The 12,478-nt window shown below is 72.0% G+C and carries 15 protein-coding genes, 1 tRNA gene and 1 other RNA gene; 2 read left to right on the forward strand and 15 right to left on the reverse strand.

All coding sequences use genetic code 11. From position 1 onward, the window contains the following. Positions 1–14 precede the first annotated feature (14 nt). Positions 15–390, reverse strand: an RNA gene (gene rnpB, locus ACQBAS_RS07415) — RNase P RNA component class A. A 133-nt stretch (positions 391–523) separates the two neighbouring features. Between rnpB and ACQBAS_RS07420 the strand changes: the two genes are divergently transcribed. Next, positions 524–772 carry an SCO4226 family nickel-binding protein gene (locus tag ACQBAS_RS07420; protein ID WP_427383172.1) on the forward strand — a complete coding sequence of 83 codons (249 nt, stop codon included), beginning with the start codon at positions 524–526 and terminating at the stop codon, positions 770–772. A gap of 7 nt (positions 773–779) precedes the next feature. Here the strand turns inward: ACQBAS_RS07420 and ACQBAS_RS07425 are convergent, their stop codons facing one another. Next, positions 780–2,231 carry an RNB domain-containing ribonuclease gene (locus tag ACQBAS_RS07425; RefSeq protein ID WP_427383173.1) on the reverse strand — a complete coding sequence of 484 codons (1,452 nt, stop codon included), beginning with the start codon at positions 2,229–2,231 and terminating at the stop codon, positions 780–782. 79 nt (positions 2,232–2,310) lie between these two features. Here ACQBAS_RS07425 and ACQBAS_RS07430 point away from each other — a divergent pair, with 79 nt between their 5' ends. Then, positions 2,311–3,072: a YaaA family protein gene (locus tag ACQBAS_RS07430; RefSeq protein WP_427383174.1), complete on the forward strand. Its 762-nt coding sequence runs from the start codon at positions 2,311–2,313 to the stop codon at positions 3,070–3,072. 6 nt (positions 3,073–3,078) lie between these two features. Here the strand turns inward: ACQBAS_RS07430 and ACQBAS_RS07435 are convergent, their stop codons facing one another. From ACQBAS_RS07435 to ACQBAS_RS07495, 13 genes are all read right to left on the reverse strand, one after another. Then, complete coding sequence (locus ACQBAS_RS07435; RefSeq protein WP_427383175.1) at positions 3,079–4,341, reverse strand: O-succinylhomoserine sulfhydrylase; 1,263 nt, start codon at positions 4,339–4,341, stop codon at positions 3,079–3,081. 5 nt (positions 4,342–4,346) lie between these two features. Then, complete coding sequence (locus tag ACQBAS_RS07440; RefSeq protein WP_427383176.1) at positions 4,347–4,760, reverse strand: rhodanese-like domain-containing protein; 414 nt, start codon at positions 4,758–4,760, stop codon at positions 4,347–4,349. Between the two features lie 63 nt (positions 4,761–4,823). Then, complete coding sequence (locus ACQBAS_RS07445; RefSeq protein WP_427383177.1) at positions 4,824–5,396, reverse strand: hypothetical protein; 573 nt, start codon at positions 5,394–5,396, stop codon at positions 4,824–4,826. 14 nt (positions 5,397–5,410) lie between these two features. Then, the gene (locus ACQBAS_RS07450; RefSeq protein WP_427383178.1) at positions 5,411–6,016 is read right to left on the reverse strand and encodes a CDP-alcohol phosphatidyltransferase family protein; all 606 of its coding nucleotides are present in this window, start codon (positions 6,014–6,016) and stop codon (positions 5,411–5,413) included. A gap of 35 nt (positions 6,017–6,051) precedes the next feature. Beyond that, on the reverse strand, positions 6,052–6,576 hold the full coding sequence (locus ACQBAS_RS07455; protein ID WP_427383179.1) for a hypothetical protein: 525 nt from the start codon (positions 6,574–6,576) through the stop codon (positions 6,052–6,054). Then, entirely contained in the window at positions 6,573–7,721 is a 1,149-nt protein-coding gene (locus ACQBAS_RS07460) for a bifunctional RNase H/acid phosphatase (protein ID WP_427383180.1), read from the reverse strand. Before ACQBAS_RS07460 ends, ACQBAS_RS07455 begins: the two co-directional genes overlap by 4 nt. Next, positions 7,718–8,464 carry a zinc ribbon domain-containing protein gene (locus ACQBAS_RS07465; RefSeq protein ID WP_427383181.1) on the reverse strand — a complete coding sequence of 249 codons (747 nt, stop codon included), beginning with the start codon at positions 8,462–8,464 and terminating at the stop codon, positions 7,718–7,720. Before ACQBAS_RS07465 ends, ACQBAS_RS07460 begins: the two co-directional genes overlap by 4 nt. After that, a complete protein-coding gene (locus ACQBAS_RS07470; protein ID WP_427383182.1) occupies positions 8,461–9,348 on the reverse strand; it encodes a Nif3-like dinuclear metal center hexameric protein in 888 nt (295 codons plus the stop codon). The genes ACQBAS_RS07465 and ACQBAS_RS07470 overlap by 4 nt, the downstream gene beginning before the upstream one ends. Position 9,349: 1 nt before the next feature. After that, a tRNA-Val gene (locus tag ACQBAS_RS07475) sits at positions 9,350–9,422 on the reverse strand. A gap of 54 nt (positions 9,423–9,476) precedes the next feature. Then, positions 9,477–9,962, reverse strand: coding sequence for a peroxiredoxin (locus ACQBAS_RS07480; protein WP_427383183.1), 486 nt, complete (start codon positions 9,960–9,962; stop codon positions 9,477–9,479). Positions 9,963–9,994: 32 nt separating this feature from the next. Beyond that, complete coding sequence (locus ACQBAS_RS07485; protein ID WP_427383184.1) at positions 9,995–10,420, reverse strand: DUF3052 domain-containing protein; 426 nt, start codon at positions 10,418–10,420, stop codon at positions 9,995–9,997. Between the two features lie 50 nt (positions 10,421–10,470). Then, positions 10,471–11,943 (reverse strand): PH domain-containing protein, encoded by a 1,473-nt coding sequence (locus ACQBAS_RS07490; RefSeq protein ID WP_427383185.1) that lies wholly within the window; start codon positions 11,941–11,943, stop codon positions 10,471–10,473. Next, entirely contained in the window at positions 11,940–12,476 is a 537-nt protein-coding gene (locus ACQBAS_RS07495; RefSeq protein ID WP_427383186.1) for a PH domain-containing protein, read from the reverse strand. Before ACQBAS_RS07495 ends, ACQBAS_RS07490 begins: the two co-directional genes overlap by 4 nt. Positions 12,477–12,478: the final 2 nt, after the last annotated feature.

The raw sequence follows: 12,478 nt of genomic DNA on the forward strand, positions 1-12,478 counted from the left end.
GCGTTGGCGGGCGAGGGATGAGTCGGCCGATACGCCGGGTTCTGTCCCGCGGGTCGTTGCCGACGTCGCGGTGACGGTCATCCATCTACGACAGCCGTTGCCGACTGCCTCCAGCGCTCTACCCGCGCACTCGGGCGGGCAGCCCTCGAACGTGCACTGTCTGAGCTTGCTCCAGGTGGGGTTTACCTAGCCGATCCGGTCACCCGGATCGCTGGTGGTCTCTTACACCACCGTTTCACCCTCACCGGCTGCGTGAGCAACCGGCGGTCTGTTCTCTGTGGCACTGTCCCGCGGGTCGCCCCGGGTGGCTGTTGGCCACCACCTTGCCCTGTGGAGCCCGGACGTTCCTCGGCAGGACCGAGGTCCTGACGCGACCGCCTGGCCGACTCATCCACGGATCAGGATACGGCAGCCCGCACCCTCTCCCTCACTCCCGTCCCGGCCACCTTCCCGTGGTCACGAATGGCCATTGCCGCCCCGCTGGTGCGGGAGGACGGTGGAAGGACGAGGAAGGGAGCACACCATGCCAGAGTTCATGGACGTCCACACCACGATGCAGGGCATCACCCCGGAGGCGCTGCGCGAGGCACACGAGGCCGATCTGGCCATCCAGGGCGACGAGCACGTCACCTTCAAACACGCCTGGGGCGACCCGGAATCGGGCATGGTCTTCTGTCTGTCCGAGGCTCCCGACGCCGACGCGGTCCGACGGATCCACGAGCGGACCGGGCACCCGGCGGACAACGTCTACCAGGTGCCGGTCCAGGCCTGACCCCGACTCAGACGAGGGCCAGTTCGACCTTGCCCGTCGCGATGTCCGCCGTGACAACGCGCACGCGGACCTCCGCCCCGAGCTCGGCCGGTCCGGCGACCTTCGCGACGACGGCGGGGTCGAGGACCTGGACGACGACGTCCTTGTCCTCGGTGATGTCGACGACGTGCGCGACCAACTCCGCGCCGACCCGGTCCTGGAGCGTGGCCGCCTCGACCGCGTCGGTGCAGGCCCGCTCGAGACTGCGCGCCCGACTGTCGGACTCCTTCATGAGCTCCGGCAGGGTCGGCAACGCCTGACGAACCCACGGGGGCACGTCCTGCCCCGAGGAGAGCGCCTCGGCGAGGGCCAGCCCGAAGCGGTCCACGAGCCGGCGCAGGGGCGCCGTCACGTGCGCGTAGGCGTAACCCATGCCGGCGTGCTCGACGAGCTCGGGGACGTCGCCGTCGAAGGGGGTGTACCCCGCCCCGCGGAAGAGGCTCGTGGCCTCGTGGATGAGCGCCAGATGCTTGGGGTCCCGCTGGTCCAGCGTCCGCAGGAACTCGCCGTGCAGCATCTCGGCGGGCCACTCGACGCCGAGGGCGCGCGCCTGACGACGGAAGGTCTGCACGACGTTACTCTCCGGGGCGGGCATCGTTCGCAGGATCCCGATCTGCGCGTGCAGCATCATCTCGGCGGCCGCCATACCCGTCATGAGCGACATCTGGGCGTTCCAGCTCTCGACCGGCAGGAGCGGCCGGTAGTGCAGGCGGTAGACGCCCTCCTCGACCTCGTCGACCTCCTGCTCCGGCATCGGAAGGCTCGCGCCGCCGCGGTCGGCCTCGATCTGGAGGCGCTTCTCCCCCACCTCCTTGAGCAGCATCAGGCGCTCGTCGTCCGTGCCGGAGTCGATGAGCTCCTGCACCTGCTCGTAGTCGAAGCGGTTCACGCTGCGCACGAGGGCCCGATAGACCTCGGCTGCGGTGCCCTCACCGTCCGCGGCCAGGGTCATGTCCCAGACATACGCAGCCGTGACCTGGTCCGGCAGGAGGCTCGCGGCCCCTTCGCTGAAGACCGGCGGGTGAAGGGGGGAACGCTCGTCCGGCGCGTAGAGCGTCTGACCGCGCCGCCGCGCCTCCTCGTCGATGGCGCCGCCGGGTGCGACGAAGGCGGGCAGGTAGGCGATCGCGTAGCGGACCCGGTAACCAGCACCCTGACGCTCGATGTGCATGGCCTGGTCGAGGTCCATGGAGCCGGGCGGGTCGATGGTGAGGAAGGGGACGGCCGTCTCGTCCCGCTCCGGCACGTCGAGCGGCTGCGCGGCGACCTTCTCAGCCTCGGCGAGGACCTCGGGCGGGAAGTCGGCCGGCACGTGCAACTCCGCCCGGATGGCATCGAAGCGGGCCTCAAGCCCGGAGTCGGCCGCCAGGGCCTTGGCCTGCGGGTCGGTGGAACGAAGGTGCACGGTTCGCTGCGGCATGCCGATCACCCTGCCACACGACGGCCCGCCCGGGCAGGGCGAGGGCGGGGTGTCGCACGCCGCCTCGTAGGCTGCCCCGGTGCTCATCCTGCTTCCACCGTCGGAGTCCAAGACCGGCCGACCCCGCGGTCGGGCACTCGACCTCGACGCGCTCTCCTTCCCCTCCCTGACCGCGGCCCGCGCCCAGGTGATCGCGGCCCTCGCGGCGGTCGGCACCGGCCCCGACGCGCACGCCACGCTCGGGGTCAGCCCGGGCCTGGTCGACGAGGTGGCGCGCAACACCGTCCTGGACACGGCCGCGGCCCTGCCGGCCTCCCGGGTCTACACCGGAGTCCTCTACGACGCCCTCGACCTGGCCAGCGTCACCGGCGTCGCCCGACGTCGCGCCAACCGATGGATCGTCATCGTGTCGGCGCTCTTCGGCGCGGTCCGGCCCACCGATCACATCCCGCCCTACCGCCTGTCCATGGCCGTCAACCTGCCCGGGGTCGGGCCCCTCGCCGGGTACTGGCGCCCCGCCCTCGAGGACGAGATGAAGGCGGCCGCCGGCAACGGTCTGGTCATCGACTGCCGGTCCAGCACCTATGCCGCGGCCTGGACGCCGAGCGGCACGGCCGCCCGCATGTGGGTGCAGATCCGGGTCCCCGGCGCCACCCACATGGCCAAGCACACCCGCGGCCTCGTCGCCCGTCACCTGCTCGAGGCCGAACGCGAGCCGAAGACACCGGCCGCGCTCGCCGAGGTGCTCGAGTCCGCCTTCGACGTCGCCCTCACCGAACCGGCGAAGCCGGGTAGGCCGTGGATGCTGGACGCCAGCGTGCGGACGACGCTCGAGGGCTGAGCGCGCTCAGGCGAGGTGGCGGAGTGCCTCGTCGAGGTCGGCGATGAGGTCGTCGACATCCTCGAGACCCACCGACAGGCGGATCGACCCGTCGGTGATGCCGGCCGCGGCGCGCGCCTCCGGCGTCAACCGTCGGTGCGTCGTCGTCGCCGGGTGCGTCACGAGGGACTTGGCGTCGCCGAGGTTGTTCGAGATGTCGACCAGGCGCAGGCCGTTGAGGATCCGGAAGGCCTCGTCCTTGCCCCCGCGGATGGTGAAGGTGACGACGGTCCCGCCGCCGCCCATCTGCCGACGCGCGAGCTCGTGCTGGGGGTGCGACGGGAGCCACGGGTAGAGGACGCGCTCGACGGCCGGGTGTGCCTCGAGGTGCTCGGCGATGGCCTGGGCGTTGGCTGCGTGCCGCTCGACGCGCAGGCCCAGGGTCTCGAGCCCCTTCAGCAGGACCCATGCGTTGAAGGGGGACATGCTCGGGCCGGTGTGCCGCATGAGGTTCTTCACGGGACCGTCGACGAACTCCGCACTGCCGAGCACGGCGCCGCCGAGGGTGCGCCCCTGGCCGTCGATGTGCTTCGTGGCCGAGTAGACGACGACGTCGGCGCCGTGCTCGAGCGGCTTGCTGAAGACGGGGGTCCCGAAGACGTTGTCGACGACGACCTTCGCGCCGGCAGCGTGGGCGAGCTCGCTCACCGCGGCGATGTCGACGAGCTCCTGCATCGGGTTGCTCGGCGTCTCGAAGAAGACGGCCGTCGTCGGGACGGACAGCGCCTCCCGCCACTGCTCGAGGTCGGGCCCGTCGACGAAGACGGTCTCGACGCCCCAGCGCGGCAGGATCTCGTCGAGGATGACGAAGCACGAGCCGAAGAGCGAGCGTGACGACACGACGCGGTCGCCCTCACCGAGCAGGGCCGCCAGGGCGACGAAGACGGCGGACATCCCGGAGGCGGTCGCGTAGCAGGCCTCGGCGCCCTCCATCAGGCGCAGTCGCTCCTCGAACATGGCCACGGTCGGGTTGCCGTAGCGCGAGTAGACGAACTTGTCGACCTCCTCCGTGAAGGACGCCTCGGCCTCCTCGGCGCTGGTGTAGACGTAGCCGGAGGTCAGGTACAGCGCCTCGGAGGTCTCGTCGAAGGACCCACGCAGCTGGCCACCGCGCACGGCCAACGTCGCGGGGCTGAGGCCGGTGGGGTCGAGGGTGCGTCCCTGCGACGGCGGGACGAAGGGGCGCGGCTGGCCGTCGGCGGGCGCGGGCTCGGGAGTCGGGTGGGTCATGGCGATCAGCCCTGACGCCAGGGCAGCCCGGCGACCTTCCAGCCCGAGCGGGCGCGGTGACCCGCGTCGTCGAGGTCGCCCTCGAATCCCTCGAGGACGTTGTGGGCGCCGGCGTAGCCGGCGGCCGTGGCCGCCTTCGCCGCGGCGATGGACCGCACGCCGGAACGGCACAGGAAGTAGACGGGGGCGTCCTGGGCCACACCAGCCTCGCGCAGCTGGTCGACGAACGCCTCGTTCGCCGCCCCCGAGGGGTAGGACTGCCACTCGATGGTCACCAGGACCTTGCCGGCCTCACGCAGATCGGGCACACCGACGTAGCTCCACTCGGCGTGGGTGCGCACATCCACCAGCACGGCCTCGGGGTCGGTCGCGAGCGCCTGCCAGGCCTCGTCGGGGGTCACGTCACCGGCATACGTCATGCGAGAAGGGTAATCAGCGCCGATCGAGGGCGCGTCCCCGGTGTCAGGGTGTGGACGTGCCGCTCAGCCGGTCGCACCGGCGGCCACGACGACCGGCCAGGCCACGGCGGCGAACCGGACGAGGCGGCCCACGAAGCACGTCAGCGTGAAGACCACGACGCCGAGCTTCCGGACACCGGCCACGACGGCCACGACCGCGAGCGGGGGGATCCCGACGGAGGCCGCGGCGAGGACGACGCCGCCTCCGGTCCACCGACCGTCCAGGAGCTCGAGCATGCGGGCACTCCACCGGCGCAGCGTGTGCCGCATCCGCGTCGCGAGCCCATCGGGCGCATCGGCGGCGTCCTGCTTGACGACCTCCTCCTCCCCTTCCGCGAGTTCCTCCGCATCGAGGCCGGTGCGACGCTCCCACGTCGGCAGCCACGAGGCGCCGTGCCGCGCGGCCTCGAAGATGACGACCTTGCCGACCGTCTGGCCGGCGGTCAGCGCAATGACCGGGGCATACCAGGTGGCCCGGTTGGCGGCCACGGCCGCGACGACGAAGACCTCCGCGTTGAGGACCGGGACGAGGGCCGAGGCGAACCCGTAGGCGAAGGCGACGAGCAGCCCGAGCAGCCCCGCGGTCTCCAGTGACATTCCCCCCAGGATGGTCACGGCGCCCCGAGCCGCTCCGCCATGATCCGCCTCAGCCGCACCAGCGACGCGACCTTCGCGGCACCGACCGCCAGGGCGACGGCCGCGGCCACCCAGGGCAGACCCACGAGGCACAGCAGGATGACGACCGAGGTGTTCACGGCCTTGGCCGGCGGCGACCAGTTCCACCGGTACAGGGGTCCGTCGACGAGGTGGAAGTCGTTGGGTCCCTTGATCGGGAAGTACAGGAAGCTCAGGGAGAGCATGAAGTCGATGACGCAGAACTGCACGAGGAAGATGCCGACGGGCACGACGACATCCGGTTGGACGACGATGAAGGCGGCCGCACAGAGCGTCGTGTTGGCCCGGTCGCAGATGATGTCGAGGACCGCACCGATCCGCGTCTCCTGGTCGAGCCGCCGGGCCGTGAAGCCGTCGAGCATGTCGCCGATCCAGTAGGTCAGGTAGGCGGCGACGAGCAGTGTCACGGACTCCTGGTGGAGCGCGAGCACGGCCAGCACCATGCCGCCGACGGTGCGCACGAGGGTGATCCCGTTCGCGACCGTCCTGATCGACTCGTTGCCCCGCGTCACCACAGCGGTCGCGTGCGTCCCCGATGTCATCTGGGCACCCTAGCCGCGGCGGCGTCGCTGGCTCGTCAGGCGCGCGCGAGGGCGATGGGCAGCCCGAGGACCAGCCCCAGGCCGATGCGTCCGAGGATCGTCGCCGTGACGAAGACCCACAGGGGCGTGCGCCGGACGGCCGCGGCCGGCGTGACGAGGGTCAGGGGCGGCAGGCCGGTCGCCGAGCTGAGCGCGATGATGGCCGGCCCGCGCACGGGGTGGTCGAGCTGGCGCACGAGTCGCCGCCCCAGCGCCCGCACGCGCTGCCGCCACACGGCGATGTCCGTGCGCGGAGGCCCACCAGATCGGGGACCCCAGCGGTCCAGCAGCCACCCGCCGCCGTGACGCAGGGCGACGAACTGGATCGACTTGCCGAGGGCCAGGGCCACCGACATCGCGATGACCGGGCCCCACCAGGAGTGGGGCGCGGCCGCGGCGACCCCGGCCACGAAGACCTCGGCGTTGAGCACCGGCAACCAGGCCGAGACGAAGCCGTAGAGCAGACCGCCGACGATGCCGCCGTGGGTGGACAGATCGAGCCCGAAGGGAAGCCCCGTCATGTCCTGTTCGTGAAGGCCACGATGGCCTCCCCGCCCGGCCAGGCCTCGATCGCGGTGAGCGACCCGGGGGCGGCCGCGAGGCGCCACAACCGCGACGGGTCGCCGATCCCGAGGACGTGCCCGAGAACGGCCATGATCGGCTTGCGGTGGCAGACCACGACGACGGTCCCGCCGCCCGCGACGAGCGCCTCGAAGGCCTCGACCACCCGGCTCGTCATCTCGCGGTGACTCTCTCCGCCCGGGCGTGCGTAGTCGAGGTCGGAGCGCAGGCGCTCGAAGGCGTCGAGTTCGCCCGCCATGAGCTCCCGCGCGCTGGCGCCGTCCCAGTCGCCGAAGCTCTGCTCGTCGAACGCCGCGTCGGTCACCGGCGTGACCCCGAGGGCCTCGGCGATGACGGCGCCGGTCTCCTTCGCCCGCGCCAACTCGGACGTGACGACCCGGACCTCGCGACCGGCGATGAGGTGGACGGCCGCGCGCGCGGCCCCTTCCGCCTGCGCGCGACCCGCCGGGCTCAGCGAGGGATCCGCTCCCCCGCGCCCGTCGAGGCGCCCCTGCTCGGTGAAGACGGTGACGCCGTGACGCACGAGAACGATCCGCGTGGGCTCACCCTCGGGTCGACCCGTCGCCGGAGGCGGCGCGGGCAGCGACTCCTCCGCGGTCATCTCGAGGCGATCGTCGTCGGGCACCTCCGGGACGTCGTCGCCGAGGGTGTCGATGGTCAGTCCGTCCATGCCCTTGTTGGAGAGCAGGTCGGCGTCCGAATTCTGGGCGCGCGGGATCCACAGGTAGGTCACCGATCCGCCGGCGGCGCTGATGTCCGCGGCGATGTCCCGGGCCTCGAGGGCGAGCTCACGCATGTCCGGGTGCTTGATCTTCCAGCGGCCCGACATCTGCTCGACGACGAGCTTGGAGTCCATGGCCGCCTCGACGTCGGCGCTGGGGTCGATGGCCCGGGCGGCGTCCAGTGCGGCGATCAGCCCGCGGTACTCGGCGACGTTGTTCGACGCCTTCCCCAGCGGTGCTGCGCGCTCGACGAGCAACTCACCGGTGACGGCATCACGCACCAGCGCGCCGTAGCCAGCCACGCCCGGGTTGCCCCGGGAGCCGCCGTCGGCCTCGACACGCAGGCGACGGCGAGCGCTCACGCGGGCAGGCCCGACTCGGCCGTCCGCACGAGGATCCGGTCGCACTCCTCGCAGCGCAGGACCTCGTCGGCGGGCGCCGCGGCCAGTCGCTTGAGCTCCATGGGGTTGAGCTCCAGCTGGCAGCCGCCGCACCGGCGCGCCCGCAGGGCCGACGCCGCGAGACCGCCGCTGTGGGCGCGGACCTTCTCGTAGAGCGCCAGGAGGTCCTTGCCCACCTGGAAGACGAGCGTCTCGCGCGGCACCGTCAACTCGTCCCTCTCCTTGTCGAGCTCCGCGAGGGCGGCGTCCCGCGCAGCCACGAGTTCACCCTCGGAGCCGGCCAGCTCGTCACGCTCCGCCCGCAGGCGGGCGACGTCGGCCTCGGCGGTCTCGGCGCGCTCCATGACCTCGATCTCGACGTCCTCGAGTTCGCCCTGGCGCCGAGTGAGGCTGGCGACCTCGTGCTGGAGCGCCTGGAGGTCCTTGGACGAGCCGCTGCCGGAGTCGAGACGCTGCTGGTCACGCGCCATGCGCTCGCGCACGAGCTGCACGTCGGACTCGGCGCGCGCCACCTCGGACTGGATGTCCGCCAGTGCCGTCTCGGCTCGAACGAGGTCCGCACGCACGGCGACGGTGCGGTCCTCCAGCTCGCTGAGACGGGCGATCTCGGGCAGCCGCGTGGCCGCATGCCGGATCTGATCGAGACGCGTGTCGATCGCCTGCAGGTCGAGCAACCGGAGCTGCTGAGTCGGGTCGGCCTTCACGGGGTGCCTCCTGGCGGACGTGCACCGACGACGAAGTCCCACGGGTCGGTGCGCACTGTGCTGATGTGAGTCTCCAACCTACCTGCGGCGGGCCGCTGCTCCGACATCCGCGCCGCGAGCTCGTCCGCCGCGCCCTGAAGCCACAGCGACTCGGTGGCCCAGTGCCCGGCGTCGATGAGGTACGGCGGTCCCCCGCGTGACTCCTCGCGGGCCTCGAGGGCGGGATGATGGCGCAGGTCCGCCGTCACGTAGACGTCGGCGCCGCTGTCCCGCACGGCATCGAACTCCCCGTCGCCGGCGCCCCCGAGCACGGCCACGCGGCGGACGAGCGCGTCGGCGGGCCCGGCCACGCGCACGCCGCACGGTGCCTCGGGCAGCCGCTCCGCGAGAGCCTGGGCGAAGGCGGCCAGCGTCACCGGTTCGGCGAGGTCGCCGACGCGCCCGAGCGGGCGACCTTCGGGCTCGGTCAGCGGGACGCTCTCGGTGAGGCCACACGCGCGCGCCAGCGCGGTGTTGACGCCGGGGTCGGCCACGTCGGCGTTGGTGTGGGCCACCCACAACGCCAGGTCGTCGACGACGAGGGCCGTGACCGCGGCCCCCTTCGCGCTCGTCGTGGCGACCGAGTGGATGCCGCGCAGCAGGAGCGGGTGGTGGGTGATGAGGAGGTCGGCACCGGCCGCGCTCGCCTCCCGGATGACGGCGAGAGTGGGGTCGACGGCGAAGTGGACGCGACGCACCGGCTGCTCGAGGTCGCCGCTGACGAGACCGACCTGGTCCCACGACTGGGCCGTGTCGGTCGGATAGAGACGCTCCAGTTCGGCGACGACCTCGCCCAGAGTGAGGTCGTTCTCGGACTCGATTGACGCCTCGTTCGTCGCTGCCATGTGGGCCCGGCCGGCCTCGAACCGACGACACCCGCGGTGTAAACGCGGTGCTCTACCAACTGAGCTACAGGCCCTCGGCGGGACCCACGCGTCGTGCGCGGGCCCCGCCGGACGGTCATTCTGTCAGGTCAGGCCAGCGAGGCCAGCGCCTCGTGGTAGCCCGAGAAGTCACGCGCCTCACCGGGGGCATTGACGAGCGACCAGCGCACGCGACCCTCGGTGTCGACGAGGAAGGTGCCACGCACGGACATACCGGCCTTGTCGTTGAAGACCCCATAGGCCTGGGCGACCTCGCCGTGCGGCCAGAAGTCGGCCAGCAGCGGGAAGAAGTAGCCCTCCTTGTCGGCGAAGGCGCGCAGGGAGAACATCGGGTCGCAGGAGATCGCGAGGACCTGGACGTCGTCGGAGACGAAGGCGCCGAGGTTGTCGCGGATCTCGCACAGCTCACCGGTGCAGATGCCGGAGAAGGCGAAGGGGTAGAAGACGATGACGACGTTCTTCTCGCCTCGGAAGGACGACAGCGTGACGTCCTGACCGTTCTGGTCCTTGAGGGTGAAGTCGGGGGCGAGGTCGCCCACGGTGATCGGCTGGCTGGTGTCGGTCGCAGTGGTCATGGGTGGGAGTCTGCCAGCCGCGCGGCGATCAGTCAGCGTCGCCCGGTCTTCGGTGAGACGAGGCGCATGGCCAGCCAGTCGTCGCCGACCTTGGCCGTGCCCGAGGCGTGCAGGCCCGCCGTGACGGCGGCCTCCTCGATCTCGCTGGCGTCGACCTCCCCGTCGAGACCGGCCCGCGGCGTCAGGAGCGCGATCGAGCCACCCTCGCTCAGCATCGTGAGGGCGTCGACGAGAGCGTCGGTCAGATCGCCGTCGCCGTCACGCCACCACAGCAGGATGCCGTCCGCAGCGCCGGTGTAGTCCTCGTCCTCGAGCTCGGTGGTCGTCAGGTCCTCCAGCGCGAAGCGGAAGTCGTCGTCCACGTCCGAGTCGTAGCCGAACTCCTGGATCACCTGGCCCACGCCGAAGCCGAGCTTGGTGGCCGGGCCGGCCGAATCCGCTGCCGCGGACGTGCTCACGTCTGTCCTCCGCTGGTCGTCGTCTGTGCTGTTCATTGCGGCACAGTCCACTAGGTCTGGGGCGAATGCGCAACCAGCCTCGCCGCCGCGACCGATCGGGCGGCCTGCTCGGCGAGCAGCGTGTGGGCCGCGGCGACGTCGAGGTGGCGCACGACGGGCGCCACGGGACCGACCGTCGAGACGAGGGTGACGTCCGCGAGGCGGAGGCGGCGCTCGAGCGGTCCCTGGCTCAGGGCCAGTGACTGGACCTTGCCGTGCGGCACGACCTCGGCGCGGCGTCCGAAGCGTCCCTGCGTCGTCAGCAGAGCCCCCGTCGTCACGGCGTAGCCGCGGCGGCGCCACACGAGCGGGTCGAGCCACCGCGCGCGCGGCGGCACGACGACGAAGGGGGCTGGCAGCGTCCCCGCCGTCAGTGCCGTCGCGAGCGCGCCGACGTGGGTGGCTGGTACGAGCAGGTCGGCCACGCGCAGCGCCTCGTCGAGGGTGGCGACGGGGAGCACCGTCGTCTGCGCACCTTTGTCCTCAGTGAGGTTGGCGACGCCCGCCACGTTGACCTGGACCCGCCACCAGCCGAGGGGACGCCACCACAGCGGTTGCACGACCTGCAGGGCCTGGACCCGGGCCAGCGGCACCGTCGAGGTGTGCAGGTCGGTGAGTCCGTGACGGATCTGGACGACGTCGTCGTCCGCGCCGAGTTCGTAGTTCCACCAGCGCAGCAGCGACCCGATGTGGGCGGGGCCGACACCGATCAGGACCGGCAGGAGCGCCGGCAGCGCCGCCGTCCACCCGAGGCACAGGGCGCCGATCGCGGCGGGTATCAGCAGCAGGATGAGGAGCATGCCGGGGTGGACGACGTGCGAGAGGACGATCCGGCTGACGGGGATGCGCAGCAGGGTCGACAGACGGGCGGACCCCCGCACCAACCCTCCGGGCATGCTGGCACCGGTCAGATCGGCACCGGCCAGGTCGCCATCGGCCGTCTGTTGACCCACCGGGCCCCCGCCGTCGAAACCCCCGCTCTGGGGCGTCCGGCCACGACGGGCCAGGGCGAGCACCTCGTCCTGCACCTCGAGCGCACGGTCCTTGGAGAGGAACGCCAGCGAGATGTGCGAGTCCGAGCCGCCGGCCGACTCGATGCGCACCTCCGAGAGTCCGAAGAGCCGAGCGAGCAGGGGCCGGGTGATGTCGACGGCCTGGATGCGGTCGACCCGCACCTGCCGGTGCTCGCGGAAGACGAGCCCTCGTCGCAGCTCGACCGAGGCCTCCCCCAGTCGGAAGCGCGACGCGAACCACACCGCCCAGCCCACGGCGACCGCCCCGGCCACGACGAGCAGCAGGACCGCCGCCGCCCAGGCGAGGTGGTCACCGAGGAACGCGTCGTCCGGTTCGCTGCCGCCACCGGTGAAGCGCTCGACCTGTTGTGAGAAGGCGTAGCCGACGACGCCGAGAAGGATCAGGCCGCCACGCACGAAGGGGGTCAGCGGGTGGAACCTCTGCCACCCGTCGGTGGATCGGGGCGTCACAGCCCGGCCCGCTGCGACTCCCCGCGCGCGAGCACCCGGGTGCGGAGGGCCTCGGCCTCGGCGATGGGTACGCCGGGCAGGGACCCACTCGATCCGGGCGACGCGGTGTGCATGGTCAGCGAGGTGTAGCCCAGCCGTCGCGCCAGCGGACCGGAGTTCATGTCGATGTACTGCAGCCGTCCGTACGGCAGGGACGCCAGCCGCCGAAACATGATTCCGCGACGGATGACGAGGTCCTCGTCGAGCTCGACCCACGACGTCGCGGCCACCTGGCGCCGGACGACGACGAGCACCCACACCAGCAGCCCGACGAGGGCGATGGCGAGGACGAAGAGGGCCCAGTGATCGACCACGATGCCCGCCGCGATGGCGGCGATGATCAGCGGCACGACGGTGGCGGTGGCCACGATGCTGCGCCCCGTCGCCAACCGCGGCGACACTCGCTGCCACGCGAGATCGCCGTCGTCGTGGAGGTGGACGGCGGCCATCGGCGGGGCTGCGCGACCCGGGGCGTCGGGCGTCGGAGTGGTCACGT

The sequence above is a fragment of the Janibacter zhaoxuefangae genome (assembly GCF_050271985.1).
GTDB lineage: Bacteria > Actinomycetota > Actinomycetes > Actinomycetales > Dermatophilaceae.

Coding starts and splice junctions, on each gene's coding strand:
- ACQBAS_RS07455 (WP_427383179.1), bottom strand. CDS start 6,576: ATGACGGGGCTTCCCTTCGGGCTCGATCTGTCCACCCACGGCGGCATC.
- ACQBAS_RS07435 (WP_427383175.1), bottom strand. CDS start 4,341: ATGACCCACCCGACTCCCGAGCCCGCGCCCGCCGACGGCCAGCCGCGC.
- ACQBAS_RS07480 (WP_427383183.1), bottom strand. CDS start 9,962: ATGACCACTGCGACCGACACCAGCCAGCCGATCACCGTGGGCGACCTC.
- ACQBAS_RS07420 (WP_427383172.1), top strand. CDS start 524: ATGCCAGAGTTCATGGACGTCCACACCACGATGCAGGGCATCACCCCG.
- ACQBAS_RS07440 (WP_427383176.1), bottom strand. CDS start 4,760: ATGACGTATGCCGGTGACGTGACCCCCGACGAGGCCTGGCAGGCGCTC.
- ACQBAS_RS07470 (WP_427383182.1), bottom strand. CDS start 9,348: ATGGCAGCGACGAACGAGGCGTCAATCGAGTCCGAGAACGACCTCACT.
- ACQBAS_RS07425 (WP_427383173.1), bottom strand. CDS start 2,231: ATGCCGCAGCGAACCGTGCACCTTCGTTCCACCGACCCGCAGGCCAAG.
- ACQBAS_RS07450 (WP_427383178.1), bottom strand. CDS start 6,016: ATGACATCGGGGACGCACGCGACCGCTGTGGTGACGCGGGGCAACGAG.
- ACQBAS_RS07445 (WP_427383177.1), bottom strand. CDS start 5,396: ATGTCACTGGAGACCGCGGGGCTGCTCGGGCTGCTCGTCGCCTTCGCC.